This is a genomic window from Cellvibrio sp. GW822-FHT04B05, from assembly GCF_058800985.1.
The window spans coordinates 511,456-537,020 of record NZ_JBXAMU010000004.1; the positions used below are offsets into that span (position 1 = coordinate 511,456).

General features: G+C 50.3%; 21 protein-coding genes. 5 read left to right on the top strand and 16 right to left on the bottom strand.

Annotation, left to right across the window (positions count from 1 at the left end):
- Nucleotide 1 precedes the first annotated feature (1 nt).
- The 10 genes from AC1RJL_RS15410 to AC1RJL_RS15455 form a co-directional block, all read right to left on the bottom strand.
- On the bottom strand, nucleotides 2–1,129 hold the full coding sequence (locus tag AC1RJL_RS15410; protein WP_492915571.1) for a prenyltransferase/squalene oxidase repeat-containing protein: 1,128 nt from the start codon (nucleotides 1,127–1,129) through the stop codon (nucleotides 2–4).
- Nucleotides 1,126–1,914 (bottom strand): class I SAM-dependent methyltransferase, encoded by a 789-nt coding sequence (locus tag AC1RJL_RS15415; protein ID WP_492915573.1) that lies wholly within the window; start codon nucleotides 1,912–1,914, stop codon nucleotides 1,126–1,128. The genes AC1RJL_RS15410 and AC1RJL_RS15415 overlap by 4 nt, the downstream gene beginning before the upstream one ends.
- Nucleotides 1,901–3,304 (bottom strand): glycosyltransferase family 4 protein, encoded by a 1,404-nt coding sequence (locus AC1RJL_RS15420; protein ID WP_492915575.1) that lies wholly within the window; start codon nucleotides 3,302–3,304, stop codon nucleotides 1,901–1,903. Before AC1RJL_RS15420 ends, AC1RJL_RS15415 begins: the two co-directional genes overlap by 14 nt.
- Before the next feature lie 62 nt (nucleotides 3,305–3,366).
- A complete protein-coding gene (locus tag AC1RJL_RS15425) occupies nucleotides 3,367–4,503 on the bottom strand; it encodes a DUF5924 family protein (protein ID WP_492915577.1) in 1,137 nt (378 codons plus the stop codon).
- Nucleotides 4,504–5,182: 679 nt separating this feature from the next.
- Nucleotides 5,183–6,208, bottom strand: coding sequence for an alpha-L-glutamate ligase-like protein (locus tag AC1RJL_RS15430; protein ID WP_492915579.1), 1,026 nt, complete (start codon nucleotides 6,206–6,208; stop codon nucleotides 5,183–5,185).
- Nucleotides 6,205–7,803, bottom strand: coding sequence for an inactive transglutaminase family protein (locus AC1RJL_RS15435; RefSeq protein WP_492915581.1), 1,599 nt, complete (start codon nucleotides 7,801–7,803; stop codon nucleotides 6,205–6,207). The genes AC1RJL_RS15430 and AC1RJL_RS15435 overlap by 4 nt, the downstream gene beginning before the upstream one ends.
- 63 nt (nucleotides 7,804–7,866) lie before the next feature.
- Complete coding sequence (locus AC1RJL_RS15440) at nucleotides 7,867–8,682, bottom strand: ATP-dependent zinc protease family protein (RefSeq protein WP_492915583.1); 816 nt, start codon at nucleotides 8,680–8,682, stop codon at nucleotides 7,867–7,869.
- Between the two features lie 112 nt (nucleotides 8,683–8,794).
- A complete protein-coding gene (locus AC1RJL_RS15445) occupies nucleotides 8,795–9,679 on the bottom strand; it encodes a lysophospholipid acyltransferase family protein (RefSeq protein ID WP_492915585.1) in 885 nt (294 codons plus the stop codon).
- Between the two features lie 179 nt (nucleotides 9,680–9,858).
- A complete protein-coding gene (locus AC1RJL_RS15450; RefSeq protein ID WP_492915587.1) occupies nucleotides 9,859–13,272 on the bottom strand; it encodes a glycosyl hydrolase in 3,414 nt (1,137 codons plus the stop codon).
- A 532-nt stretch (nucleotides 13,273–13,804) separates the two neighbouring features.
- Nucleotides 13,805–14,371 carry a CBS domain-containing protein gene (locus tag AC1RJL_RS15455; RefSeq protein WP_492915589.1) on the bottom strand — a complete coding sequence of 189 codons (567 nt, stop codon included), beginning with the start codon at nucleotides 14,369–14,371 and terminating at the stop codon, nucleotides 13,805–13,807.
- A 394-nt stretch (nucleotides 14,372–14,765) separates the two neighbouring features.
- Here AC1RJL_RS15455 and glyQ point away from each other — a divergent pair, with 394 nt between their 5' ends.
- From glyQ to AC1RJL_RS15480, 5 genes are all read left to right on the top strand, one after another.
- Nucleotides 14,766–15,734 (top strand): glycine--tRNA ligase subunit alpha, encoded by a 969-nt coding sequence (gene glyQ / locus AC1RJL_RS15460; protein WP_492915591.1) that lies wholly within the window; start codon nucleotides 14,766–14,768, stop codon nucleotides 15,732–15,734.
- A complete protein-coding gene (glyS, locus tag AC1RJL_RS15465; protein ID WP_492915593.1) occupies nucleotides 15,734–17,860 on the top strand; it encodes a glycine--tRNA ligase subunit beta in 2,127 nt (708 codons plus the stop codon). The genes glyQ and glyS overlap by 1 nt, the downstream gene beginning before the upstream one ends.
- A gap of 63 nt (nucleotides 17,861–17,923) precedes the next feature.
- A complete protein-coding gene (locus AC1RJL_RS15470; protein WP_492915595.1) occupies nucleotides 17,924–18,229 on the top strand; it encodes a hypothetical protein in 306 nt (101 codons plus the stop codon).
- A 50-nt stretch (nucleotides 18,230–18,279) separates the two neighbouring features.
- Nucleotides 18,280–18,855 carry a D-glycero-beta-D-manno-heptose 1,7-bisphosphate 7-phosphatase gene (gmhB, locus tag AC1RJL_RS15475; protein WP_492915597.1) on the top strand — a complete coding sequence of 192 codons (576 nt, stop codon included), beginning with the start codon at nucleotides 18,280–18,282 and terminating at the stop codon, nucleotides 18,853–18,855.
- Between the two features lie 24 nt (nucleotides 18,856–18,879).
- On the top strand, nucleotides 18,880–19,653 hold the full coding sequence (locus AC1RJL_RS15480) for a lysophospholipid acyltransferase family protein (protein WP_492915599.1): 774 nt from the start codon (nucleotides 18,880–18,882) through the stop codon (nucleotides 19,651–19,653).
- A gap of 93 nt (nucleotides 19,654–19,746) precedes the next feature.
- On the opposite strand, the gene AC1RJL_RS15485 is transcribed toward AC1RJL_RS15480, so the two are convergent.
- The 6 genes from AC1RJL_RS15485 to AC1RJL_RS15510 form a co-directional block, all read right to left on the bottom strand.
- Nucleotides 19,747–20,145, bottom strand: coding sequence for a hypothetical protein (locus AC1RJL_RS15485; RefSeq protein WP_492915601.1), 399 nt, complete (start codon nucleotides 20,143–20,145; stop codon nucleotides 19,747–19,749).
- A gap of 64 nt (nucleotides 20,146–20,209) precedes the next feature.
- The gene (locus AC1RJL_RS15490) at nucleotides 20,210–20,968 is read right to left on the bottom strand and encodes a GNAT family N-acetyltransferase (protein ID WP_492915603.1); all 759 of its coding nucleotides are present in this window, start codon (nucleotides 20,966–20,968) and stop codon (nucleotides 20,210–20,212) included.
- Between the two features lie 34 nt (nucleotides 20,969–21,002).
- Entirely contained in the window at nucleotides 21,003–21,443 is a 441-nt protein-coding gene (locus tag AC1RJL_RS15495; protein ID WP_492915605.1) for a DMT family transporter, read from the bottom strand.
- The gene (locus AC1RJL_RS15500) at nucleotides 21,440–22,066 is read right to left on the bottom strand and encodes an NAD(P)H-dependent oxidoreductase (RefSeq protein WP_492915607.1); all 627 of its coding nucleotides are present in this window, start codon (nucleotides 22,064–22,066) and stop codon (nucleotides 21,440–21,442) included. Before AC1RJL_RS15500 ends, AC1RJL_RS15495 begins: the two co-directional genes overlap by 4 nt.
- Nucleotides 22,067–22,159: 93 nt before the next feature.
- Nucleotides 22,160–22,753, bottom strand: coding sequence for a Crp/Fnr family transcriptional regulator (locus AC1RJL_RS15505; protein WP_492915609.1), 594 nt, complete (start codon nucleotides 22,751–22,753; stop codon nucleotides 22,160–22,162).
- A 151-nt stretch (nucleotides 22,754–22,904) separates the two neighbouring features.
- Nucleotides 22,905–24,989, bottom strand: a complete 2,085-nt coding sequence (locus tag AC1RJL_RS15510) for a pectate lyase family protein (protein ID WP_492915611.1) — start codon at nucleotides 24,987–24,989, stop codon at nucleotides 22,905–22,907.
- Nucleotides 24,990–25,565: the final 576 nt, after the last annotated feature.

Sequence of the window (25,565 nt, forward strand, 5' to 3'; positions counted from 1 at the left end):
GTTATTCACTTAAAGATATTTCAGTCGTCGCCGGAAGCGATTGATCCACTTTATTTAACGCAGATTGTAAAAATAATGTCGCGGCGCCTGTGTGTTCAGTGAGTGCATCTGCAGCCAATAAAATTGCGCCCGCTGTCCAGGTCGTTTTTTCGCGCGGCCAGATAACCTGGTCGCGAAAATTGTAGCCAGTCCAATAGCCGCCGTCTTCATCCATAAACTGGTGCAACCAACTGAATAAATTAACTGCCTTTGCGTGTTCGCCTGCCGCTAACAGCGCCAGTGTTAATTCGCAGGATTCCGCAACCGTTACCCAGGGTTCATCACTGACACAACGGCAGCCGATATTATTTTCGACAAACGCTGTCCATTTGGATTCAATGCGCTGCTGGGCTACCTTGCCTTGCACGATACCGGTGAGGATTGGATAAAACCAATCCATTGAAAAACGTGTTTTTGGTTCCCAGGTGCGGTCAAAACATTCTGGGTGATGGCGCAAGGTATTACCCAGTCGGGTGTGCGATTTGCGCCACTGTATTGCGGTTTCTTTCAGTAGATCAACGGATGCATCCATGACCCCGGTAAATTTATCGCTGAGTGTTTCTGCAATGAAAATTGCACACTCAAGGCTTTTATAAATCGAACTGGATGCAGTGACCAGTGCATCTTTTTTCGCGCTGCCATCTTCTGCGACGGCCCAATAAATTTCGCCAGTGGGTGATTGGTGGCGCAATACAAAGTCGATTGCTTTTTTGACTGGCGGAAAAAATTCGCGCAGGAACTTCACATCTCCCGTGACCAAATAGTAATGCCATATACCGGTAGCAATATAAGCAATGAAATTGGTTTCGCGATGATCTGTATCGACAGGTTGATCATCCAGATAGTTAGCCCACCAACTGCCGTCAGCCAATTGTTCTTGTACCAACCACTCGTAGGCGCGCTGCGCAGCTGCGTATTCGCCACCGATAGTTAAACCCATAGCTGCTTCAATATGATCCCATGGGTCAGCTTTGCCACCGGCAAACCAGGGAATGCAGCCATTGGGCAATTGGGTTTGCAAAATATAATTGATTGTCGGGCGCAATAAACTTTCAGGAAAGAACCCTTTTGAAAGTAACAAATTTTTCATGTACTACCCTCTCCCCTAGCCGGTAGAGTAACGCAAGGAGCAGTTACCGGAGGAAGGGCGGGCGCCCGGCTAGGGTTGGGATCGTTTTTTTTGAAATACATCACCACACTTTTACCCAACAACGGATTCAAACATTTTTCCAGGGTTTGGGTAAGCCAAGGCTTTTCCATTAAGTCCCATACCAACAACCGGTGATACGCTTTGATCAGTGGATTCTGGTCTTGTGTTTTCCACCACAGGCATTTCAGCCACCAAAACGGAGAATGCAGGGCATGGGCCCAATGGCGTTTGTAGAATAAAAAATTGTTCCGCTCGATTTCCCGGCGCAACTCGTTACCGTTAAAAATCCGGATATGGCCACCTTCCACTTGATGATATTCATGGCTCAACCACCAGCAAATTTTTTCCGGCCAGGCGCGCGGTACAGTGATGGCTAATAATCCACCGAGTTTTAATATGCGTTCGATTTCTGCCAACACAGCTTGGTAATTATCAATGTGCTCCAGCACTTCACTGCAAATTATTTTATCGAAGCTGTGATCTGCAAAAGGCAAACGAGTTGCATCGGCTTGCTGTAAATAGAATTGTTTTGCCGCAGCACTTTGCGCAAAAGGCAAAAAACGCTCACGGCTGGTCAATAAATCGCGATGGCTTAAATCGACACCGATTGCCGTTACATCACCATGTAAATAAACATTGATTACATGGCGGCCTTCGCCGCAGCCCAAATCTAACACGCGGTCGCCACTTGCGAGGGGAAAGTCGCGGAAATTAATAGTGAGCATTCGATACCTGCTCACGCATAATCTGGTGATCTTCTGCTTGCGCGCGAATTGGTGCGCGGCCTAGTACTTGATAGTAAAAATGTTCCATTTTTTTACCCACACAATCCCAGCTGAGCTGTTGCAGGATATGCTCCCGCCCCACAGCGCCCAATTGATTGCGCAGTTCATCGTTCACTAATAATTCGCGCAATGCCGTTTGCAGATCATCAATATTACCTGCACGCACCAGCCGTGCAGCATTGCCGACCACTTCGGGCAAGGCGCCGCCGTTGCTGCAAATCAGTGGCACACCGCAGGCCATTGCCTCTGCTGCAGGTAAACCAAAACCTTCGTAAAGTGAGGGCACTATGGCGATGCTTGCCCGTGCGTATTCTTCTACCAGTTGCTGGTTACTGATACCGGATTTAAATTGCACTACATTTTGCAGATTTAGCGACTGCAATTCTTTTTCAGTTTCGCCTTGCTCTTTTAGTTTTCCAATGACCACTAGTTGCAGCTGGGGAAATTCTGCGCGTGATTGCGCGATGGCACGCAATAAAATACTCAGGCCTTTTAAGGGTTGGTCGGAGGAGGCCGTGGTAATTAAGCGAAGCGGGATACGCTGGAGATAGTCGAGCGGTTTAAAAATACTCGCATCGACACCGTTGGGAATGACCTGGATTTTTTCTGCCGGGCGATTAAAAGCGGCAACTATATCCTGCTGCGATTGGCGCGATACGGTGATAACTTGTTTGAGTTGCTGCACTACATTTTTTTGCATAGTCAAAAAACTATACCAGCGCCTGATTAACCAGCGCTGACTTTTTTGCGTTGCCGCGGCGAGCGCGAGATCGCGATCCTGCGTGATGGGATGATGCACGGTGGCGATTACCTTGACGCCGCGTTTTTGCAAATCGAGCAAACCGTAACAGAGGCTCTGGTTGTCGTGGACAATATCGTAGTGCGGTTTATGTTTGCGAAAATGTTTATTCAACCGGCGACCAAAACTGTAAGGTTCACCAAAAGCACCGCTCACCTTACTCCACCATTCGTAAAAATCGGCAAGCGATAAAAAATGTTTGGGGCGCAGCGCGCGGGTTGGATTCGGGTGCGCGTATAAATCGAGGCTCGGCAATTGGATTAATTGCACTCGCGGATCAAGTTCGGGATAAGGCGGGCCGGAAATCACATCGACCTTGTGCCCTAAATCAACCAGGGATTTACTCAAATAATGAAGGTAAATACCCTGTCCGCCCACATGGGGATGACTGCGGTATCCGAGCAAGGCGATACGCAAATTGCCACCGCTTTGCTGTTGCGTACTTTCTTGGGCAGCGTCGGTATCGGCCTGCGGGATATCAGCTTCGGCCGCTGTCAGTGCGGTTTTGTAGGTAACGGGCGAATAAGACATGAAACGGCTTACCTTGTTGGATCTGCGCATTATAGGCGTAGCGATGACATGGTAACCAATCCTTATTCTGTCGTTGTGGGAGTAATTGTGGGAGTGCTCGCCGGTGCATCAGCATAATCAGTGGCAGGTTCAGCGGTAGGCGCCGATGACGAAGCAGATGATGGCGCTGGATTTTCGCGTGAAGCCTGTTCAACCACACGGAAACGCAGTACACCAATCACCTGGTTCGCTTCCGTCACCACGCGAATCTGCCAACGGCCAAGCGAATTCGCGGGGAAGTTGACCTTGTGCGACCAAGCGCGATAACCGGCTTCGCGACCGCCGTTAATATCCAGCGCCACTTTATCGATTTGTTGGCCGTTCAACTGCCATACATGATAAATCCGTTCGTTCAAACCGCGCGGGGCGTGGATCGAGGTGTAGGCAAATATGCCGTTGCGCAACTGCTGCGGACTAACGGCAGCAAGCGAATTCTTGGGTGAGCGCTTGTCGCTATCGATATGGTCGGTGATCGCCACTTCGGTTAGCCACAGGGTGGCGGGCGGCACCCAGGGGCGCGCCATAAACGCAATTAAAGTTACAGCGACGGCGAGCAAAATAATCGCAATACCGCGTTGCCACCAGCGCCATGCCAATTCACCGGCCACGCTCGGCAAGGTAATCACCAGCGCAATACCCAATGACAAAGCGTAACTTTTTGAAGTCGGCAGTTGGAAAATTATCGGTAGTGCGGTGAGCAGAACCGCGAACAGGGTAACGCCATGAAAGGTGAAATACAGCCAGCGGCGCGGCGCGAGCCAGCGGAAATAAAGTGGGTCGATAATCGACACCAGTGCGGCAAATAACAGTACACCGGTAAAGAGTGCCTGTCCGCTATTCCACGCTGTGGTGATGACAAAAAACGGGATGATAAAAAACAGGCTTTCCTGATGCACCAACTGTGCAAAGTAACTCAGCAGCGGTGGCGGTAATTCCCAGCCAAAACGATTGACGACATAGCGGCGCAGGACTTTTTCCAATATCAGCCAGCACCAGCTCGCCAACATCAAAACAGCAATTATCTGCGCGATTTCTTCCTTGCGTTCGACGAGGAAAAAACTCGCCAGGCCAGAACCGAACCCGAACAGCGGCATCGCCCATGGAAAGCGCTCGGTCAGCGCTACTATTCGCGGCACCCACAGCGAAAGGGTTTTAAACATTTCCGGCCATCACATTTCCGGTCATAAATAGTTACCCGTGTCATCCTGTAATCAGATTGCGCAGAGTAACGCTTCCGGGATACATGTTTTTGTCTGTTTTACCGCATAAAAAGCGAATGATGAGGGACAGGGGAAATCCTAGTGTTTACGACCGGCATCAAAATGTTTATCGACTGCTGCTAACGCAAGGCCGCCGACAAATAACAACACCAACACTACCACCAGAGATACAGTACCGATAATGCCTGAAACTAACATAGTGACTTCTCCATCTGATTAACGCACTGATAATCAGTGCTCTCAGAGGTAGAATGCATCTTCACTGCCAGACAGGTTTTGATTTCAATCAAACAATTTTTTGCGAGGTTTGATCTAACGCAAGGTTTGGATTCAGTGGTGGTCGTGCGCGGCTCTTATGTCTTCTTTCTGTCGATCAAGCACAGCAAGCGTCACTCCCGCTAGTAAGAATAATGAATAGGCTCCAAGGAGCAAGGTGAGTAAGACTACGCCTGAAACAACCATAGCAATGTCCTCTAAATGGCTTTCTTATTGGCTTTGACAATGCAATCAGAGAGGAATTTGGTAATTGCAGCGACGTTTTTAGTCGTAGTTGGCTAAAGCAGCGCGATTGAAATAACCTGGAGATGTATCGGCATCCTTGCCGGTAAATCCATCGACCTTAAAGGCCGTCAGCAGTAAATGTTTTCATTACATAATCAACGCGCTGTTCGGCGGTACGGTGCATGCGTTCTTTAAGCGACTCGACATGGCGCAAGCGCGGCAGCAAACCGCGGCCATTCGCGACCTGGATGGCAAGGCCGGGGCGGGCGTTGAGCTCAAGCAACTGCGCGCCGCGTACTTTATCCAATACCAAATCAATACCGATATAACCCAGGCCGGTCATCTCGTAGCATTTGGAGGCGAGCAGCAGCCAATTGCGCCAATCGGCGATCCGGATTTCGTTGAGCGCACGCCTGGTATCCGGATGATGAGTCACTGGCTTGGAATGTTGCACCGCTTTGAGCGCGCGACCGGTGGCGATATCCAGCCCCACCCCCACGGCGCCCTGGTGCAAGTTGGCTTTGCCGTCGGACTTGTGGGTCGCGAGGCGCAGCATCGCCATCACCGGATAACCTTTGAAAATAATGATGCGGATATCCGGCACGCCTTCGTAGGAATAATCCCTGAAATAGTCGTCGAACTGGATCAGGTCTTCCACGATCACCACATCGGGCTTGCCACCCAATGAATAAAGACCTGCGAGGGCGTTACTCATATGGCGACGGATATCTTCGATAGTGATTTCCGCACCTGAGGCCTTGATAAATTTGTCGCCGCGGCGGCCGATGATCACCAGAATTCCTTTACCGCCCGAACCTTTAGCAGGTTTGACGGCAAAGCCTTCCAGCGCCATCAGTTTGTCTTCGATGTGGGCAATTTCGTGTTGCACATTGACGACGAAAAACAATTTTGGCGTTGCAACTTCGTATTCTTCTGCCAGCAACTTGGTTTTGAGTTTGTTATCCACCAGCGGAAACAAACTGCGCGGATTGTAGGCGGCGATAAAATCGTGGTTGCGGCAGTTCATACCGAGGATGCCCATGCGTTTCAAATTCCACGGGCTGACCCAGGAGTTCCACCAGCGTTTTACGCCTGCAGGGTGCACCGCCGTTACGGGCGCGGGAGTGGTTGGTGTTTGGCTCATACCCCGGCCCCCTTGTTTGAGTCGCCCGGCGTGGACACGCCTGCTTTGGGCTCATCCAGTTTACTCACCTCGGCGTTATCGACCATGGCGCGAAAGCGGCGCAATTCGGAGAGTTTGTAACCGGTGTATTGACCCATCAACATGATCAGCGCGAGCGCCACCAGGTTGAGCTCGGGGAAGTTGAAGGTCAGGTGACCTACCAGCGAGAACTGCATCAGGGTGTATGCAAGTACCGCCACCAACAAGCTGCCGCCGCCCTGTACCATCACTTCTTTGGGGCCCTCTTCTTCCCACAGGATCGACATACGCTCAATGGTCCAGGCGATAATGATCATCGGGAAGAAGGTGATAGTCATTCCCGTATTAAAGCCCATCTGGTAGCCGATAAGGCTGAGCGCGGAGATAATAAAGATCACCAGCACCACCAGTGTCGCAATCCGCGAAATCAACAATAAGTTCAGCCGCGAAAGATAAGTCCGCAGTACTAATCCCATCGCCACCACTGAGACAAAGCTCACTACACCCAGCACCAGCGACGTTTGCAAAAACGCCATAGCGATCAGGATTGGCATAAACGTGCCCGAGGTTTTGAGGCCGATAATGATGCGCATAAACACCACTACCAAGGCGCCGATCGGCAGCAGCAGCAACAGCTTGAACATGCTCTGCTCTTCAATCGGCAGATGCTGGATGCTGAGTACGCTGAAGACGCTGTCTTTGTACTGGGCTTTGATCAGGTCGAGCGCCGGAACGGTTTGATGGATCATTGAGAAGCTGACACGCGAGCGGTTACCGCCCGCAACATCGAGGATCGACTCGCCGCCGGTGTGCCAGAGCAACAGGTTTTCCGGTACACCCTGCTCGCTGGTGTAGGGGTTAAACAGCACCCAGTGATCTTCGTCATAAACCTGTACCAAGCGGGTCAGGTTTTGGTGGCGACGGGCATCTTCCAGATACAAACCCAACGCCGGGCGTGCGGCTATACCCGCCTGGTTGATCAATTTTTCCAGCAGCACCGATTTTTCTGTTTGCGCCGAGAGCAACAGCGCCGAGTTCTGGTCGAGGGTTTCGGAATTGAGCAGCTTGAGCAGCTCGCGCGCAAGGCTCTGCGGTGTACTGGATTTAGCCCAGGCAGTGTCCAGCACTTGCAGGGCGGCAGTCTCTTGCGATGGGCCGTCCCAATCGACATGAACGGCTTGCGGCGCTTGTGGCAGCGACGCGCTTTCCGCACCGGAATCAACTTCGATAAATTGGGTTTTGTAATAAATCGTCTGGGGGCCGACCGCTTCGCGCTTGGACCATTCGCCGCGACGTACACCATTTTCGCTCACCACCGAGTATCCATAACCGGGCGCCGCAGCCTGTTCGCTGAAACTGCGATAGCCGGGCGGGTCATCGGGCAGACCCAAGCGGGCAGTGACCGGTTCGCCGGTCGCATCAAAATCAATCCGCGCTTCAATTAACCAGACCGGCTTTTGTACGCCGGGGGTGAAGGGGATTTCCATTTGGCTGTGGCGCATCCAGGCTGTCGTCAAACCAACTAAAACCAGCAGGCCGATCACGGTGTAAAAGGGGGCGCGGGAAGGCTTTTTCATTAACAGGTTTCCTTAAATGCGGGCCGTGCACAGCCGGCGGAACCGCCGGCTCGGGGAATTGGACTAGTTTTTAGCCGCTGATGAACTGTTGGCGGAGTCATCAACACGTTGCAGGGGTGCGAGGTTATTGCCGCTCACATCCACCAACATCACATCGCGCAGCAGGTTGCGGCCAATCAGGAGGGGGAATTCGGAATCGCTGCGATCCGCGAGGATAAATTCGCCGCGCTGGGTGAGCTTACCGATGGTGAAACGGATCTCCACTACCGGACGGCGGTCAGGTGTGGGGTTGGCGGACTGCACCGTCTGGAAGCGCAGGCGTTTACGCTCCAATACATGCGGCTCTTTGGTCTCGGGATTGTAGATAGTGAAGCGCACCCACTCTTCTCCGTTGCGTTCAAACATCTGGATATTGCGGGCATCCATCACCGAATTAGGTACATTGGTGCTGATGCGCGCCTGCATCATTATGTTCAAACCGGCAATCAGCGCCTGCTCGCGCAAGCCGACAATTTGCTTGTCGGTCTGCGGTTGTTCTTTGGCCTGGGCTTTCGGATTGGCAACCACTGGCGGTGCCGGACAGACAATTTTGGTATCGCGCCGCTCAAGCACTTGCAACTTGGCTTCCACGACTTGTTGTTGCGCGGTCATCTGCTGTTGCACTTGTTGCACCTCGCGCAGGATCTCGGCTTGCTGTTCGCTAAATAGCTGGCCCTGGGTTTCTTGCCTGGTGATACAGGCTTGTGCCGCAGCCAATTCTGCCTGGGTCTGCTGCTGTAATTTTTGTTGGGTACAGGCACTGAGTAGAAACGCAGTCATGGCCACCAGCGTCAAGGTACGCACTGGCTGGCCGGCCATCAAAACAGATTTTTTATTCATCGCAACAACCGGAAATTTCAGAAAAATAGTTATAAAAAAACAAGTGGGCTAATTGTAGCCGCTGGTTTCCGCTAAAACACCTTTGTAACGGGATTTATACGGTGAATTGGCATCACTTGAATTGATAGTGTTTGGGATACCCGGGAGGCAGACGGCGAAAGCGTTTGTACTCCCATTGATACTGCGCCGGCGCGCGCCGCACGCAGGCAGCCACACTGGCGTTTAATCCGATGACAGAGGTGTGCTGGTCGGCGCTGTAGATTTGTTCGTCCGCCTCAATTACCACCAGCTTGAAACCACCGTCCACCCGCTCGGCGTAACAGGAGCACACCGCGCAACCGGTGCGCTGGATCAGCCCGTGTACCAGCGTCATGGTCAAGGCTGGCTGCCCGAAAAAGGGGGCTATCTCGCCGCCGGCTTCGGGCGCCGGAACCTGGTCGGGCAAAATGCCGACAATAGTGCCGCCCTGCAACGCTTTGAACAGCATCATTACGCCCTTGCGATTGGTCGGCGCCATGGTGATATTGAGCTTGCTGCGGCCGGCCAATACCAGCTCATCCATGTTGGGATTTTCAAGTGGTTGGTACATCGCCGTAAGATTGGCCACACTCGCGAGATAAGGCGCAACCACTTCCCAATTACCATGATGGGGCGCCAGCACCAGAACACCTTTGCCTTCAGCCAACTTCGCGCGGAGGATCTCATCCCCCTCCATCGCCACAATCTTGCCCTGTAGCCAGGACCAGGGCTGACGCCAGATAGACGCTGCTTCCATTGCAGTTTTGGCAGTTTGTTGCAGGCTTTGGCGAGCGAGGCGCTGCTGTTCGGCGGGAGATAAATCGGGAAAGCAGAGGGAGATATTCGTGCGCGTGACCTTGGCTGCACGGCTATTGCTCCACCACATCAACGTGCCGATAAGACTACCGAGTGCGCGCAATAACCCAAGGGGCAAAAGTGCCAGCCATTTAAATATCAGGGGAGCCAGATGGTCTTTCATGGAGCCGGTACCCGTACCTTGTTCTAGAGGCGCGAAGCTTACCGGAAAATCGCGGGGGAGGCAGTATCGCGTCCTGAAATGTAAACGAGAAAAACCCGGCGTCCTTGCGGACGCCGGTTGGCAAATTGCGCTGCCCCTCCCCAGCCAGCGCACCAGTCCCTGCTACAGGCTATGACTCATTAGGGCTGAACAGTCCACTGATGTGGCTGGTTGTTATTGTTAGCTTCACCGCGGGTAGCGGTATTCACCGTGAAGTAATAATTGATGTTGGAGCTCGGCGTCACATTGGGGATGGTAACTTCAAAACTGTTGCCCTGCACACGGATCATGTTGTTCCAGCCAGGCGTGAAGCACCAGGCCCAGTTGATACTCTCGCTGGCGGTAAAGGTAATTTTCACCCCGCCGTTGCTGTAAGTCGCCGTTGTAACATAAGCCACCGGAGCGCCGTTGGGCATCACCGCTGAGGCCGAATAACCGGCTACTGAACTGGCGGTACTCGACGGTACCGATGCACTCGACCTGGAACTGGAGATACTGGAAAGCACCGATGAACTGGACAGCGCGGAGAAGCGGGAGCTGGCAGTGCTCGATGCGACCGAAGAAGATACCACACCGGTGTAAGTCGCGGCTTTCCAGTTACTTTCCCCGGGGCCGGGATAAAACACCTGGCCGCTCGCTGGTGTAAAGGTATAGAAACGGACCTCTACCAGATCATTAGCTACATAGGCAGCACTGCGGCTGGCTTGGTAGGTATAGGTACCATCGCCATTATTGATCTCACTCCCTGCCTGTGCCTGCAAATCAATCACCACAAAGTCTTGCGCGCCGTTGCGGCGGGCAAACAAATGCACTTGCTGTTTGCGTTCGGGCAGGCGGATGCTGAACTGCATACCGCCATTGGCCAGCACCGTCATGTTGATGCCACCCGTTGTCACAACTGACGATGATGACGCACTGGACAGGGACGATGAGGACCGGCTGGAGGAAACCACCGACATACTACTGGCCGATTTACTGCTAACCGATGCGCTACTGGCAGAAGTAGCGACTGAACTGGATACAACAGCCAGGCTGCTTGATACCGCACTGCTGGACGACACAGGCGCGGCCACATTCGTATAGACTTTAAGTTCGCCCGGGTTGACCATCACTGTGGTGCCATCATTGAAGGTCACATTTTTGGCATTGGTTGCACTGGGGTTATACACCACATAAGTGCGGTCATTATCCTTGCGGAAGACGGTAAACGTGCTGTGGTTGGTCGCCACCACATCGTTATCGATACGGCCAAAACGGTGGAAGGTCTTGATCCAGGCGTAAGTATTGGCAAGCGAGTTGCCTTCTTCTGTCGCTGCGCTGGGGCCAGAGACCGAATTGCGCATACGGCCTTCGTTAGCGTTGAAGTTAGCCAAGGCTGCAGCTGGGTCATAGACCGCTTGATAGGCATAGAAAATCGCATCCCACATGGAAAACATGGTGCGGCCATTGGCCATGTAGTCAAAGTTTTTCTTCGCGTAGTCAGGGTATTGGCCAAGGTAGAGGGAGCCGGACTGGATCGGCAGCAAAATAATACCGTGCATGGCTTCCGGCAGGCCGCTGAACCAGGTGGCGTAATCGGTCTTGCCGCCCCACACCAGTGATGCCATAGGACGGGTATACGTGGGGTGATAATTGGTGCCATGCACATTGTTCCAATACTCCTGGATCGCAGTCATCTCGGTGGTGTAGAGGAAGATACCGGCATCGCGCACCGCGGTATTCCCTGTCTCCTCACCCCAGAGGATCATCGCCGTCCAGGCATTCATCGCCTCGGATGAGGACTCGTTGTTATTACCCGCACCAAAGCGCGCATGGCCGGACGCCCAGGAATGGCCAGCGTAGATATCGAAGTTGCGCAAAAAGGGAAACATTTTGCCGGTAGTGCTGGTAGCGGCATTGCGCGGACGCTCCCAGTTGCCGTAATCGCGCATCAGCAATTCGATCATGCCGCCAAATTGTTGGGGCTGTGCCCAGTTTTTGTCCGTGCGCGCCAGCTCTGCTGCTGCCCGCACAAAATAGCCATAGTGGAAGTGATGGTCATTCAACTCCTGGAGGCTGCCGAAGCTGCCATCAATCCCCAATAACGTGCCCCAGTTGCTGTTGTAATAGAACAGGTTTTTAGCAAAGGGGGATGGTTCCAGGTCGTCAATGACATCCGCTTTTAACCAGCCTTCCAAGCGCCATTTCAATTCGTTTTTGAACTGGGTTGCAGCGGCGGTATTGCCCACTTGCTGTGCCAACGGGATCAGCGATGCCACCTTGCCCAGGCGTTTGCCGGTGTAATAGGTATCGCGATGGGTGAAGGTCTCGCTGCGCACATTATCGATCAATCCCGACAGGCGGGCCTTGTCCGCCGTATCTGTCAGCGCGGGCATGGAGGGAATCACACCTTTGAACGTGGTCGCTGTGGTAAAGGCACTGCCTTCGGCCAGTTTCATCGTGCCGCGCGGGGTGAAATAGCTGTCGCCCGTCAGGCTCGCACCTGATGCCAGCTGCCGCCACTGGTGCGGGTACAAGCCCATCAGGGTGCCAGTCCCTGTGCTTTCGCTGTAGTTGCTGGTGGTCACGGCATAGGTGCTGAGCAACTTGCTGTCACTGGCGCGATAAGTCCAACTGACCTGCGAACCGGTGACATGGTTGTACGCATATTTGCTCACTAACGGCAGCACCGCACGGCTGGGCAGCGCTGCAACCGTGAAATACTGCTTGCCGCTCGGCAGGTTAGCGGTAAAAGCCGATGTGCCCAAGCCTGTCCAACTGGTACCGGCAGGGGCAAAGGCCGCGTAATTGCGCCCCTCGACTGAGAAACCAATCACTGCTGAGGTACTGTTACCCGACCAGACTTCCGGTGTTTTGGCAGCGGCAGGTGCTGTGCTGTGGGTGGCAAAACGGATGGTCGGGTTACCGCTGGTATAATGGGCAAACACATAGGGCGATCCATGACCAAAGGTCACATCCATAGCCCCTGCGCCAGCCTCCATACGAGTGGTGACAAACCAGTCGCTGTAGTTGTGGACTTTGGCACTGTAGTTACCGCTGGCAGCGGTATTACCCAGCACAAAATCAAGCTCCTTAAAATACACCGTCTCGTGGATCGGCTGCTCAACACCATTCACCCATTGGGTAGCCGGTGCCGGCATGGTGCCGACAAAGGCGTAATCTATCGCCCAGAAATCCTCAAAGCGCGGGGCATAAAGACGCACGCCATTGGTCTCCGGTTTGATCGCAAACGGGTGGGCATAACTGACATTGTGGCTACCGCGGGTACCCCAATCCAGCCAGGGGTCATTCACTCCCGCCCACAGGATCGAACTCCACCAGGAGTTGGTCGGCATTGGCTGGTTAGCCAGGTTAGTGGTGATGTGTTTAGTGGTTTGCACATCGCGGTTATCCGGAATGGCAGCATCAATACGATTATCCCAACTGGTTAAATAGCTGCCACTGCCGACGGCAACCGGGCTGTTTGTGGGGGTAGTGCTGGGGGGTGGATTGGTTTGCGCCGATACCTGCGCTGCCAGCAGCATAATCGCTGCGGCCGGTAAAATAACTTTCATATGAACCTCTAGAGGATAAATTGTTATTGGTTATTAGAGGGGTCATCTATCCTGTGGACCCACCGAATATGCCTGGCATGACCTGCTTTTTATTAACCGTCTTTATCAACTACCTGTGTTTAAAAAAGACTCACCAGTTACAAATCCGAACCGACAGAATCTACCCCCGCACGCATCGGTGTCGTCCCAGTTTGATACCGCCGGCAAGGTGGTATCCGAACCGGCCTGATGGTCATCTGAAAAGATAAATAAGTTAATAAAATCAAATAGATAAAGAAGTTACATTAAGTAACAGACGCTGCCTGGAATTTAACGATTCCCAAGGCGCGCAAGTGCCTTTACAGGTATTGGGACTGGGACGCCGGTTGGCATAACCCATGGCACAGACACTGCGCCGGACTTGAGAGCGGTGCCTGATACAACCATGAAAAGCGAGTCCCATAGCCAAAAAAAAACAGGCACAAAAAAAGCGCCTTGCGGCGCCGAAGAAGGGTGGAAATACAACAGATCAAACAGGGTTGGGTGGAGTAAATCAATACACTTTGATAGCAGTAAAAATATCGACAAACGTCAACTCTTTCTCAATTTCTACGGGCGAGTGCAGGCGGCGGGCAATATCGCGGGCACAGACTACACCGCGAATATGGTGCGCATGTGTATCGACTACCAACAGATATTCCTGATGCGCATTTTTCATGGTGGAAACCACATCGCCCACGGTGGCGTGTTTGAACTGCTCGAAATCGATAGCATTGATATTGGCGCGGGGATGCATCAGGTCGCGCACTAATAATTCGTCATAGTTGATGCGCAGCGCCATTTGTTTCAGCATCAGGTTGTGATGCGAGAGATCATCAAGACTGATTACACCGATAAATTCTTTATGCTCATCGACGACCAGTTTGATTTTAACGTTCTCTGCCTGCATCACTTCCACGGCCTCGGCGGCCTCAAGATGCACACTTACCATCGGCGGCGTGTGACGGCGGAAGTCAGTCAGGATGGCCAGCGCTGGTGTATTGCCCTGCACATCATCAAACTCTTCCGGTTGAACCAAATGGTCTGCTGGTGCCAACTCAAATACGTTTAGATTTTTCATAGTAAACCCCGACTTGGATAATGAATCACTACCTGAGAGCAACCAGATAACGTCGGAGCATCTATTTAGTAGTTAACAGCTACTGAAAAATGACGTCGTACTGATTTATCTCTTACGTCTGTGATTGCACCATAGGCGCCTGGTTCGGCGTTTAACACCGCAAAAACGGTCTTTTACGGCGGATTTACTCGGTGTTTACGCGGCCTTTACTCATCGGTGTCCTGACGCACCTTACCTTGTACAAAAAATCGGCAAGCGCAGAATTGATTAACACCATGGAATTTTTGCAGATACGGCGCTGGCGCTGCCATTAGGTCAGCAAGGTCGCTATAATCCCGCACTTTTCGCTCTTATCATCCACAATTTCGACCAACTTCTACCAATCAGGTCTGCCATGTCCGAAAAACGTTATGACGTAAGCACCTTCCAGGGTTTGATCCTTGCCCTGCAAGACTACTGGGCGCGCCAAGGCTGCGTGATTCTGCAACCGCTCGACCTCGAAGTGGGCGCCGGTACTTTCCACCCTGCGACCTTCCTGCGCGCCATCGGCCCGGAAACCTGGAATACCGCCTATGTGCAGCCCTGCCGCCGCCCGAAAGACGGCCGCTACGGTGAAAACCCCAACCGCTTGCAGCATTACTATCAATTCCAGGTCGCGCTGAAACCATCGCCGGACAATATCCAGGAACTCTATCTGGGTTCTCTGCGTGAAATGGGCATCGATACCACCATGCACGATATCCGTTTTGTGGAAGATAACTGGGAATCGCCAACATTGGGCGCCTGGGGCCTGGGCTGGGAAGTGTGGTTGAACGGGATGGAAGTCACCCAATTTACCTACTTCCAGCAAGTCGGCGGCCTGGAGTGCTTCCCGGTAACCGGTGAAATCACTTACGGTATCGAGCGTATTGCCATGTACCTGCAAGGTGTGGATTCGATTTTCGATCTGGTGTGGACCATCAATCCCAATGGCGACAAAGTCACCTACGGCGATGTATTCCATCAAAACGAAGTGGAGCAATCCACTTACAACTTTGAAGAAGCCGACACCGCATTCTTGTTCAGCAATTTCGATTTCTACGAAAAAGAAAGCCAGCGCTTGATGGAAAAAAACCTGCCACTGCCCGCGTACGAAATGGTGATGAAAGCATCCCACGCATTTAACCTGCTCGACGCGCGCCACGCGATTTCCGTCACCGAGCGCCAGCGTTTTATTTTGCGTGTACGCACTTTATCGCGCGCCGTTGCCCAAGCCTATTTTGATAGCCGCAAAGCCCTCGGCTTCCCACTTGCGCCTGAAGCTTTAAGAAATGAACTGCTTGGTGCTGCAAGCGCCGCCGGCTCCGCTGAGGAGAATAAATAATGTCTGCTGATTTTTTAGTTGAGCTGGGAACCGAAGAGTTACCGCCAAAAGCATTGAAGAATTTGATGGCCTCGTTTGCCGCAACTATCGAGAATAATTTAAAGGCAGCCGAGTTATCCTTCACCGCGATTAAACCCTTTGCTGCACCCCGTCGTTTAGCCGTGCTGGTAGAAAACCTCGCGAGCGAAACGCCATCGAAAGAATTGGTTGTCTGGGGTCCACCAGCGGCGATTGCATTTGATAAAGAAGGCCAACCGACCAAAGCAGCGCTCGCGTTTGCAGAAAAAAACGGTATCACTGCCTCTGCATTAAAAGCAGAGAACGATGGCAAAGCGGAAAAACTGGTTGCGCGCATTACCACTGAAGGTAAAAAAACCGTCGAGTTGCTTGAAGCGGTTGTAACCGACGCGCTGGCAAAATTGCCCATCGCCAAGCGCATGAAATGGGGCGCGAAACGCGAAGAGTTTGTACGCCCGGTGCATTGGTTGGTTATGTTGTTTGGCAGCGATGTAATTAACGCATCGATATTGGGTTTAACTGCTGGCCGCACCACTCGCGGTCACCGTTTCCATTACAACAACCCTATCGACCTCGTTAAAGCGAACGATTACGCCAGCGTATTAAAAGATACGGGTTTTGTTGTTGCGGATTTTGCCGAACGCAGCGCAACCATCAGGCAACAAGTGGAAGCCGAAGCGAAAAAAGTGGGCGGTGTTGCGGTGATCGATGCGGATCTGCTCGATGAAGTAACTTCGCTTGTTGAATGGCCAGTAGCACTGACCGGAAAATTTGAAGAGCGTTTCCTTGCCGTTCCTGCGGAAGCATTAATCGCCTCCATGAAAGAACACCAAAAATATTTTCATGTGGTGGATGCCAACGGCAAGTTGAAGAACAATTTCATCACCGTCGCCAATATCCAAAGCAAAGACCCGTCGCAAATTATCGACGGTAACGAGCGCGTAATTCGCCCGCGTCTTTCCGATGCGGCATTCTTCTTTGAAACCGATAAGAAAACTACGCTCGCATCATTGCGCGAGCGGTTGAAAACTATAGTATTCCAGGCGCAGCTTGGGACTATCTACGATAAAACCGAGCGCGTTGCCGGCTTGGCAAAACTAATTGCCGGCACATTAAACGCTGACACCGCATCGGCTGAACGCGCCGCACAATTGTGTAAGTCTGATCTTGTAACCAATATGGTGGGCGAGTTCGACGATATGCAAGGCATCGCCGGTTATTACTATGCAGTTAACGATGGCGAAAACGCCGAAGTCGCCGCCGCGATGAACGAGCAATATATGCCGCGCTTTGCGGGCGACCAACTGCCGACAACGACTACCGGCGCGATTATCGCACTGGCTGATCGTCTCGATACCATCAGTGGTATTTTCGGAATCGGCCAACAACCTACCGGCTCCAAAGACCCATTTGCGTTGCGCCGTGCAAGCATTGCAGTTCTCCGTATTCTGATAGAAAAAAATATAGCTCTTGATTTGCGTGATTTAATACGATTTGCTGTAAATCAACATCCCCTACTCGCGACATTTAACGTATTACATAGCGCCGCAAAACATAATGATTCAACAATAACCAGTGAAGATATTGTTGATAAAGTACTTGGATATATGCTGGAGCGCATTCGTGCGTTTTATGAAGATGCAAATATCCCGGCAGAGGTTTTCCAATCGGTAACGGCAAAACAATTGTCGCAACCACTGGATATCAACCAGCGTGTACTGGCGGTAAATGAATTCAGCAAGTTGCCGCAAGCACAAGCATTGGCTGCTGCCAACAAGCGTGTATCGAATATTCTCGCCAAACAAAATGCTGTTGTGAGTAGCAATATAAACGCTGCGCTTTTGCAGGAGGATGCCGAGAAAAACCTGGCGCAAGCCGTCAGCGCAAAAGCAGCGGTGGTTGCACCTTTGTTTGCAGCGCGCGAATACACCAAAGCACTGGCAGTACTCGCCGACTTACAACAACCGGTCGATGCATTTTTTGACAGCGTGATGGTGATGTGTGATGACCAAGCGCTGCAACAAAACCGCTTGGCCTTATTATCCAAGCTGCGTGGATTGTTTTTGGAAGTGGCCGATATTTCTTATCTGGTACCGGCCAAAAATTGATTTCATCAATAGAAGCATTGCCGAGCTTTGCTTTGAAATGCATGAGTTTAAGATGGAGGTTTCATGAAAAAAGTAATTTTGGGATTGTCGCTGTTATGCAGTGTTTCTGTTGCTAATGCTTATACCGAATGCGTTATTACAATTAATAAAATTTATGCTGGCGATGATGGAACCATTTGGGCGACTTATGATGAAGGTGGTGTTTTCAATATTTATAAAGAAGATCCAAATTTAAAAAATTCATTAACATTAATGACTGCCGCTTTGATGGGTGAAAATAAAATGGTTGTTCGCTTCAAATCAGACAATGTCCCTTGCAATCAAGGAAAAACTGCTGATTTCGCAGGAATTTGGTTATTAAGAAAATAAAATCTTTCATTAATATGCCTATTCATAATGGTTTTTTGCGGTAAACATACATGAAACTAATCATCCTCGACCGCGACGGCGTTATTAATCACGACCGCGAAGACTTTGTAAAATCTGCCGATGAATGCATACCTATCAGTGGTAGCATTAACGCTATCTCACGTCTGAGCGAAGCCGGTTTCACAGTGGTGATTGCAACCAACCAATCTGGATTGGCCAGAAATAAATTCGAGCTGGAAGATCTGGAAGCCATGCATGAAAAAATTACTGGCCTGGTGGAAGAAAACGGCGGGGAAATTGGAGCGATTTTTTATTGCCCGCATCATCCCGATGAAAATTGCAAATGCCGCAAACCTAAACCCGGCATGTTGGACGCCATTGAAGCCGAATTTAATACCTCGGTGGAAGGCTGCTATTTTATCGGCGATAGCCTGCGCGATTTACAAGCGGCAATCCAGAAAGCGTGCAAGCCCGTATTGGTAAGAACTGGCAATGGTGTACGCACACTCGCGCAACTGGCAGTTCCGGGTTTACAAACTGACGCACCATTAGTTACACACGAGCAAATACAGGTTTTCGATAATCTCGCTGCCGCTGTCGATTTTATTATTGACGCTACGCCTTAACAAAAACAGATAACGGAAACTAACGTGCTCAAACTTCGCAGTCTTATCTTCACTATCGGCTACAACATAAGCAGTGGTTTAATGGGTTTTATTGGCGTCATTATTTGGCCCATTTTCCCCTATGCCTGGCGCTGGCGCATAGTCACTTGCTGGAACCGTTTTGTAATGTTCTGGCTACGTCTGTGCTGTGGTGTACGCTTTGAAATTATTGGTAACAAACACGCTGACCAATTTCCCTGTGTGGTTATGGCCAAACACCAGAGCACTTGGGAAACCATGTTTCTGCAATATTATTTTGGCCCGGTCAGTACAATCCTTAAAAAGGAATTATTTTACATTCCGTTTTTCGGTTGGGCGCTAGCAAGCTTGCGTCCTATCGCCATCGACCGCAACAACCCGATACAAGCACTGAAAGATATTAAAAAGAAAGGCATTTTGCGGTTGCAGCAGGGCAATAATTTTTTGATTTTCCCCGAAGGCACACGTACACCTGTTGGACAGGTTGGCAACTATGCTCGTAGTGGTGCCGACATTGCGATCACCGCCGGTGTACCGATTATCGCCGTTGCGCACAATGCAGGCGAATGTTGGCCACATAAAGATTTTTTAAAATATCCCGGTACCATCCGCATTGTTATCAGCGAACCTTTTGTCACCGAAGGCAAAGACCGCAAACAATTAACCGAAGAAGTCAAAAACTGGATTGAAGGTGAAATTGCCAAAATGCCGCCGGCAAGAAGAGATGGTGTGCGTATTGTGTCAACTACAACGGAGCTTGAGCAAAGCCCATCGGAGTAAAATGATGGGTGTTGTTAAAAAAATCCCCGCAACCTTTAGGTTGCGGGGATTTTTTTATGTGGAATATCGTCTTAACCTACACTATTTTTTCAGTTAATTGTATATGCGGTGATCTACACAATTACCTACAGCAGATGCCTGGGCACCGCTGAGGTTACAGCTCCTGCTTGTTTCATTCCGAATATTCCAATAAGGCATGGTAAAAGTAAAATTAACAACTTCCGTTTTCACCGCTTGTGGCGCAGGATTTCCACTGCAAATCAAATAATGAATAGTAACCTGCACACCGTTAGTGGTTGCACCATTGGGTACACCGCTTGTGGGGCCATAGGTGTTAGAACTGGAAAGATTCCATGCACAATCAGATTGCATGTAATTACCATAGGTTCCACTTAACGCTATATCGCCTGCAAATGCTTGCGCGGAAAATACCAAAGCTGAAATAACACCTGTTGTAAGCTTCACTATATTTTTAATGGTTAGCATTTTCATAGATTAGTTCCTTTATAGTTTTTACCATTATTATTAATGGCGCTTTTTATACTAGAACCAACTGTTAATTTTGCAACGAAGATCCAGACGACACACGTTTGTAATTTTTGATTACAAACTGCGGTACAAATCCGAGTTGGCGATAAAGCGGCTCTCCCACCGCCGATGCCTGAAGCATCAGGAAGTCTCCGCCCAAATCGATAGACAGATTAATGACATATCGTATTAGCGCCCTGGCAAGTCCTCGCCCGCGATAGGCTGCCGGAACTCCCACCAAATGAGCACCGACAACCGCGCCGGTCTTATAAACCAATGCAGTCGCCACCGGTTCACCATCTTGCTTTACCAATAGCAAGGTCACATCAATATCCCTTGCTACTTTTTCGATTGCCGCAATATCAATCCAATAACTGAAAGCCGCACTTGCAGTTGCTGTCCAGGCTTCCAAATCCTGTTGAGTTTGTACCTTCGTGATATCCAACACTGGAATCTTCTCGCGTTGTGCAGTTTGCAAATCAAGGTACATGGCCAACTGCTGGAATGAAACAGTAAAGCCTTTATCAAGTAGATTGTGCTCCAGTTGTCCAGACTTCTCACCCGCACCCATCCACACCGGAATAACAGCACGCGCTGGTAAATGCGGCAATAAATTATCGATAGCGGTGATCTGGTTTGCGCTTGCACTCCAGTCAAACCAAAAACGATTCGGCCAGGTATGCGAAATGGTTAACCCATCCAGCACAAACGCCGAATTATTTTCCACGCCCATTTTCCGCCAGAGCGAAGTCAGGTTATCAATATTTAATTGATTTAAATAATTCACAACTATCACCTTTTAATAAATTAGTGCAGGTATGTTACGAGCGATTAATTAATACGATACCGATAACCATCGCGAGTGCGCCCATAGATTTTGAAAAATTGATTGGTTTGATAGGCAAATCGAACCAGCCAAAGTGGCTAACCAACATCGCAATAAATAATTGCCCTGTCAGCGCAAAAGACATCATAGGGCCAACACCCATACGCGGAATGAGAAAATAAAACGAGGCAACACCGAATGCACTGATCGCACCGGAGAACCATAAATGCAGCGGTACAGATTGCACATTGATAAGCGAAGGTAATTGGCGTGTTGTGAGTGCGATAACAATCAGCACACAACAACAGGCCACAATAAATGTAATCGCGGCGGAGAGCAGCGGGCTTTTTAGTAACACACCCAGCTGCGCATTCATTCCCGCTTGCATTCCGATCGCTGCACCTGCAAGCAACGCCAACCATGAAAAATAATTCATAGCAGGGTTACCATATCCTTCGCATCAAAACGCACTTTCTTTTCACGCGCGCTTTTATCTTGCGGATGGCGAATACCAATCGGGCATACGGCTGTGGTGGTGAGGTTTTTTTCGCGCAAACCTAATACGCGGTCATAACTGTCAAATTCAATTCCCGTCATCGGGCAGGTATCGATTTGCATTAATGCGGCACAGGTCAGGAAATTTCCCAGCGCGATATAGGCTTGCTGGTGCGCCCACGCCTGCCGTTCGGTTTTATCCATTACTGCCAGCGCGGCTTTGTAATGCTCCTGCATATCCACCAGTTGTGCAGCTGCAACACCGCGCGTTTGTGAAAATTGTTTGATATAGCGATCCACAGTCCCATCGCCAATGTTGGTGTGCGCCGCAAACACCATCAGGTGCGAGCAATGAGCAACTTTTTCTTGCCCAAGTGAAAACTCAACCAATTGCTGGCGAATAGACGGCGATTGAATCACCAGTAAATGATAAGGCTGTAACCCATATGAGGACGCGCTGAGCCGCGTTGCATCCAGCAAGTGTTGCACCTGTTCAGCTGCAATTATATTTCCGGAAAATTCCCGCACGGCGTAACGCCAGTTAAGGGCATTAATAAGCTTCATCGTTCACTCCCATTGCTATAACCAATATGGCCAGCATAGGACGCCAACGAATCCATTTCATTTACATAGGTTGATGAATTGAGAACTAATCAATCAACTCAGCTTTTTGCGAATACGGCTTAATTGTGTTGGAGTGATACCGAGATGGGAAGCAATATGGTGTTGCGGCAAACGCTCGACCAGAAAGGGATAATCCTGGATAAATTGTTGGTAGCGCCGGGTAGCATCTTCCTGGACTATGGCGATTTCGCGTGCGTCTTTGGCGAGCAGCCAGTTTTTTTCCAGATAAAAAATCTGGAACAGTTTTACATCCTCGCGCTGGTGGAGCAATGCGCGGTATGCAGGGAAATCAATTTCAATAATCTGTGCTGGCTCCAGGGCCACAATCGCAAACGCCGATGGCTCATGGCGCAATAATGCAGTCATGGAGCCGGGAAAAGTCCCTTCGTAGAAAAAATTCTTATTATATTCATTGCCCTTCTCATCAGTGATAAAGGTTCTGAATAAGCCGGAATACACAAAGGCAAAAGAGGATGGAATTTCCCCCAGTGAATACAGCACCTGATGCTTTTTTAATTCGCGGTATTTACTGATCGCTACCAACGCCGCCCAGGTTTCCTCACTTATAGGTGAATAGGAATCCATGGCTTTTTTCAATGCGTCAAATGCGTCGATTGCAGCGCTCATGAAAAATCCCGATCATAAAAAGTATGTGTTGATTGTAGGTAATTCGCTAAAGATCCTCCAAGATTTTTTACATAATAAGTTTTACATAATAAAAAGCCCCGTTGCAAAACAACGGGGCTTTCCAGTGCGATTGCAGCTAACTATTCAACGCTTATCGCGTTTGGCAAGGTACTTTACCCAAACCGAGTACGTAGTACTTGTCACCTGCCAAGGGTGAGTTGTAAGGGATCTGGCCATATTTACCTGCTGTTGCGCTCACATAATCAATCAAGTCCTGACCGGCCGCAAAGCGCCAATTATTGATCGTAGTTTGCGATGCAGCAGTGTAATTGCTCGCTAAATTGGCGACTGTACCATTGATAGCAGTGAGCGCTGTTTGGGTAGAGCCAGTCACGTTACAGGCAGCATCACTAAACCAAAGGAAGTTGCGATCATTGCGGAACGAACCATCGCTAATATCCTTAAACAGATTCTTGCTGATCTCTGCGAGTGATGCCTCAACGGTGCTCTTTTCCTGATGCACTGAATTTACTACAAACACACTGTCTTCCATCAATGCACTGGCACCCACACGTAAACTTAAAATCTGGTTGCGATAATTGACAAACACATTATTGAACATATGGGTTTTACCATGGCGCAACAGCGGCACACGGCGCAAGGTATTGCCCAATAATTTATAACTGTCGTCGGTGGTGATAAATGCGTTGTTGTGCATAGTGGTGGTGATTTGTTTATCAATCGTGTGGCTATCGCTGGAACCGTGCAACACTGCGCGTTTTACATTGACCAAACGGTTGAACGACATAGTCACATTGTAAGCGCCGACTTTTACATCGAATGCGGAATCGCCGGTGGTATCAAAGGTATTTTTGTGAATCCAGATATCGTGCGATGCACCGGTAGAGCGAATCATATCGGGATCAACATAATGGTCTTCGGTGTGACCCGCACCTTTGAAATTCAAATGGGTGAGAATCACGCTGTTGGCAGTTTGGGTTGGTGTGCCGGTTTGGTCTTTACCAATCGCAAAGCCACTGAACAGGAAATAAGCCTCGCTGCCGCGACCATCAATGGTTTTGTTAGAGCCGATCACCGGGTTGCGAATCGGGTTGTTGGATTTGTTCATCGCCGTGTTAAAAAATTGTGTTACGCAATTTGCGCTGCTCACACCATTTTTTGCGCACCACTGCGTGTAGTTCACACATTCGGCTTCAGTCGCACCGAGAATGGATTGCACAGTTGCATTGCTGCAACCCAAACGGTACATACCAATTTCGCTTGGCTGCGCGAATTGAATTTTGTCGAACACAATCCAGTTGTGCGCTTCACCGGTAATGGCGGTAAGAATTTGTTGCTCGACCGAGGTGCTGGAATTTTTGGTGATGATGGTGAGTTTGCTGTTGCCGTTCGGATCAAAACCGCCGAGCGCTTTTTCGCCGTAGCCAACCGGCTTACCCAATGTTTTCGACAAACAACTCACAATTTCCTGATCGGTTTTTAACGAGGTATCGCGCCAGTTAACCGACGGATTAGTTGCAATGCGAATACAGTCAGCGCTGATGCTGCCATTGTTGGGAATCGAGGAAACACTGCTGCCGGACTTACTGGATACAGGAATACTTGAAGCAGCAGTGCTCGATGCCGGAACACTGCTCGGAGCAATAGAAGATTTGCTACTGGAGCTTGATGATGTGCTGCTTACTGCGGTTGAGGATTTTGAAGAACTCACCGCCGCACTGGAAGACGATTTGCTCGATGAGGCCACAACACCAGTTGCGTTATAAACTTCAAATTCTGCAATACCGGGTGCGCTGGTCGCATTCACAATCAGGTTAATTTTTTTCGCGCTGCGTGAACCCAGGTTAATGACCTTCTCCGCACCGATTCCAGTACCGGTTGCCAATACCGCGCCGGTATCGTTATTGACCAAACTCCATGTGGTCACTTTGCTGCCCGATTCGCGCAGGATCACAGTGTTAAACGTTACCGCACTGCCCCACTTTATCGAGACACGTTGATTGCTGGTACCGCTGGCGAGCGACACAGTAGCAGTATTGCCATCGCGTACCAGCTTGGTGTTATCAAAACCCGAACCATCGGCTCCGGCGGAGGGACCGGTCACGGCCAAATTGGAACCCAGGGTCTGTGCTTGCACTGCGCAGGCCAGCAGGCTGGCAGCGGCGCCATATGCCAGGCAGTGGCCAATACGGCGAGTCATTGGTGTTATTTTCATGATGATTACCTTATTCGTGGCTATATCGTTGTTATTCGGATGGTTGTTACGCAAAAAACAAACGCATTCCCGCCGGCATCGCAGCAGGGATAAAGACCGAAAAACGCCGATACGCTCGCCGACAGGCAAACGCGATTTATGGCTGCTGGGCAGCACTCGTTTGGAAGGAAAGCTTAAAAAATTCTTAAAACAACTCTTAAAAAACCTTGGGGGGATGAACAACCTTACAACTCATCCCGGGCACCGGTTTTATTTTTATTATCCAGCGACCCGGCAGGATCGCCTTGAAGGCTAAACCTGCGGCGTACACGCCATGCACATGTTGTCGAGGGTTGCCATACTGCGCCCCGGCGCTGACAGCGTCAACGGCGATTTGATCAATTTCAGCGGCTTATTGTGACAAAAATACTAAAAATGCCAGCGAAAACGATTGCATTATTTTGCTAAAAATCATGTAACCGTTTGCTTGTACTTTTATCCGGCACCGGGGCAAACCGGCAGCGATCCTAAAAGTTTGGCGCTTGTTGCCCGGTCATCAATACACGTGATCATGACTTCCCACATCCACCAACATAA

Coding starts and splice junctions, on each gene's coding strand:
- AC1RJL_RS15410 (WP_492915571.1), bottom strand. CDS start 1,129: ATGAAAAATTTGTTACTTTCAAAAGGGTTCTTTCCTGAAAGTTTATTG.
- AC1RJL_RS15415 (WP_492915573.1), bottom strand. CDS start 1,914: ATGCTCACTATTAATTTCCGCGACTTTCCCCTCGCAAGTGGCGACCGC.
- AC1RJL_RS15420 (WP_492915575.1), bottom strand. CDS start 3,304: ATGTCTTATTCGCCCGTTACCTACAAAACCGCACTGACAGCGGCCGAA.
- AC1RJL_RS15425 (WP_492915577.1), bottom strand. CDS start 4,503: ATGTTTAAAACCCTTTCGCTGTGGGTGCCGCGAATAGTAGCGCTGACC.
- AC1RJL_RS15430 (WP_492915579.1), bottom strand. CDS start 6,208: ATGAGCCAAACACCAACCACTCCCGCGCCCGTAACGGCGGTGCACCCT.
- AC1RJL_RS15435 (WP_492915581.1), bottom strand. CDS start 7,803: ATGAAAAAGCCTTCCCGCGCCCCCTTTTACACCGTGATCGGCCTGCTG.
- AC1RJL_RS15440 (WP_492915583.1), bottom strand. CDS start 8,682: ATGAATAAAAAATCTGTTTTGATGGCCGGCCAGCCAGTGCGTACCTTG.
- AC1RJL_RS15445 (WP_492915585.1), bottom strand. CDS start 9,679: ATGAAAGACCATCTGGCTCCCCTGATATTTAAATGGCTGGCACTTTTG.
- AC1RJL_RS15450 (WP_492915587.1), bottom strand. CDS start 13,272: ATGAAAGTTATTTTACCGGCCGCAGCGATTATGCTGCTGGCAGCGCAG.
- AC1RJL_RS15455 (WP_492915589.1), bottom strand. CDS start 14,371: ATGAAAAATCTAAACGTATTTGAGTTGGCACCAGCAGACCATTTGGTT.
- glyQ (WP_492915591.1), top strand. CDS start 14,766: ATGTCCGAAAAACGTTATGACGTAAGCACCTTCCAGGGTTTGATCCTT.
- glyS (WP_492915593.1), top strand. CDS start 15,734: ATGTCTGCTGATTTTTTAGTTGAGCTGGGAACCGAAGAGTTACCGCCA.
- AC1RJL_RS15470 (WP_492915595.1), top strand. CDS start 17,924: ATGAAAAAAGTAATTTTGGGATTGTCGCTGTTATGCAGTGTTTCTGTT.
- gmhB (WP_492915597.1), top strand. CDS start 18,280: ATGAAACTAATCATCCTCGACCGCGACGGCGTTATTAATCACGACCGC.
- AC1RJL_RS15485 (WP_492915601.1), bottom strand. CDS start 20,145: ATGAAAATGCTAACCATTAAAAATATAGTGAAGCTTACAACAGGTGTT.
- AC1RJL_RS15495 (WP_492915605.1), bottom strand. CDS start 21,443: ATGAATTATTTTTCATGGTTGGCGTTGCTTGCAGGTGCAGCGATCGGA.
- AC1RJL_RS15500 (WP_492915607.1), bottom strand. CDS start 22,066: ATGAAGCTTATTAATGCCCTTAACTGGCGTTACGCCGTGCGGGAATTT.
- AC1RJL_RS15505 (WP_492915609.1), bottom strand. CDS start 22,753: ATGAGCGCTGCAATCGACGCATTTGACGCATTGAAAAAAGCCATGGAT.
- AC1RJL_RS15510 (WP_492915611.1), bottom strand. CDS start 24,989: ATGAAAATAACACCAATGACTCGCCGTATTGGCCACTGCCTGGCATAT.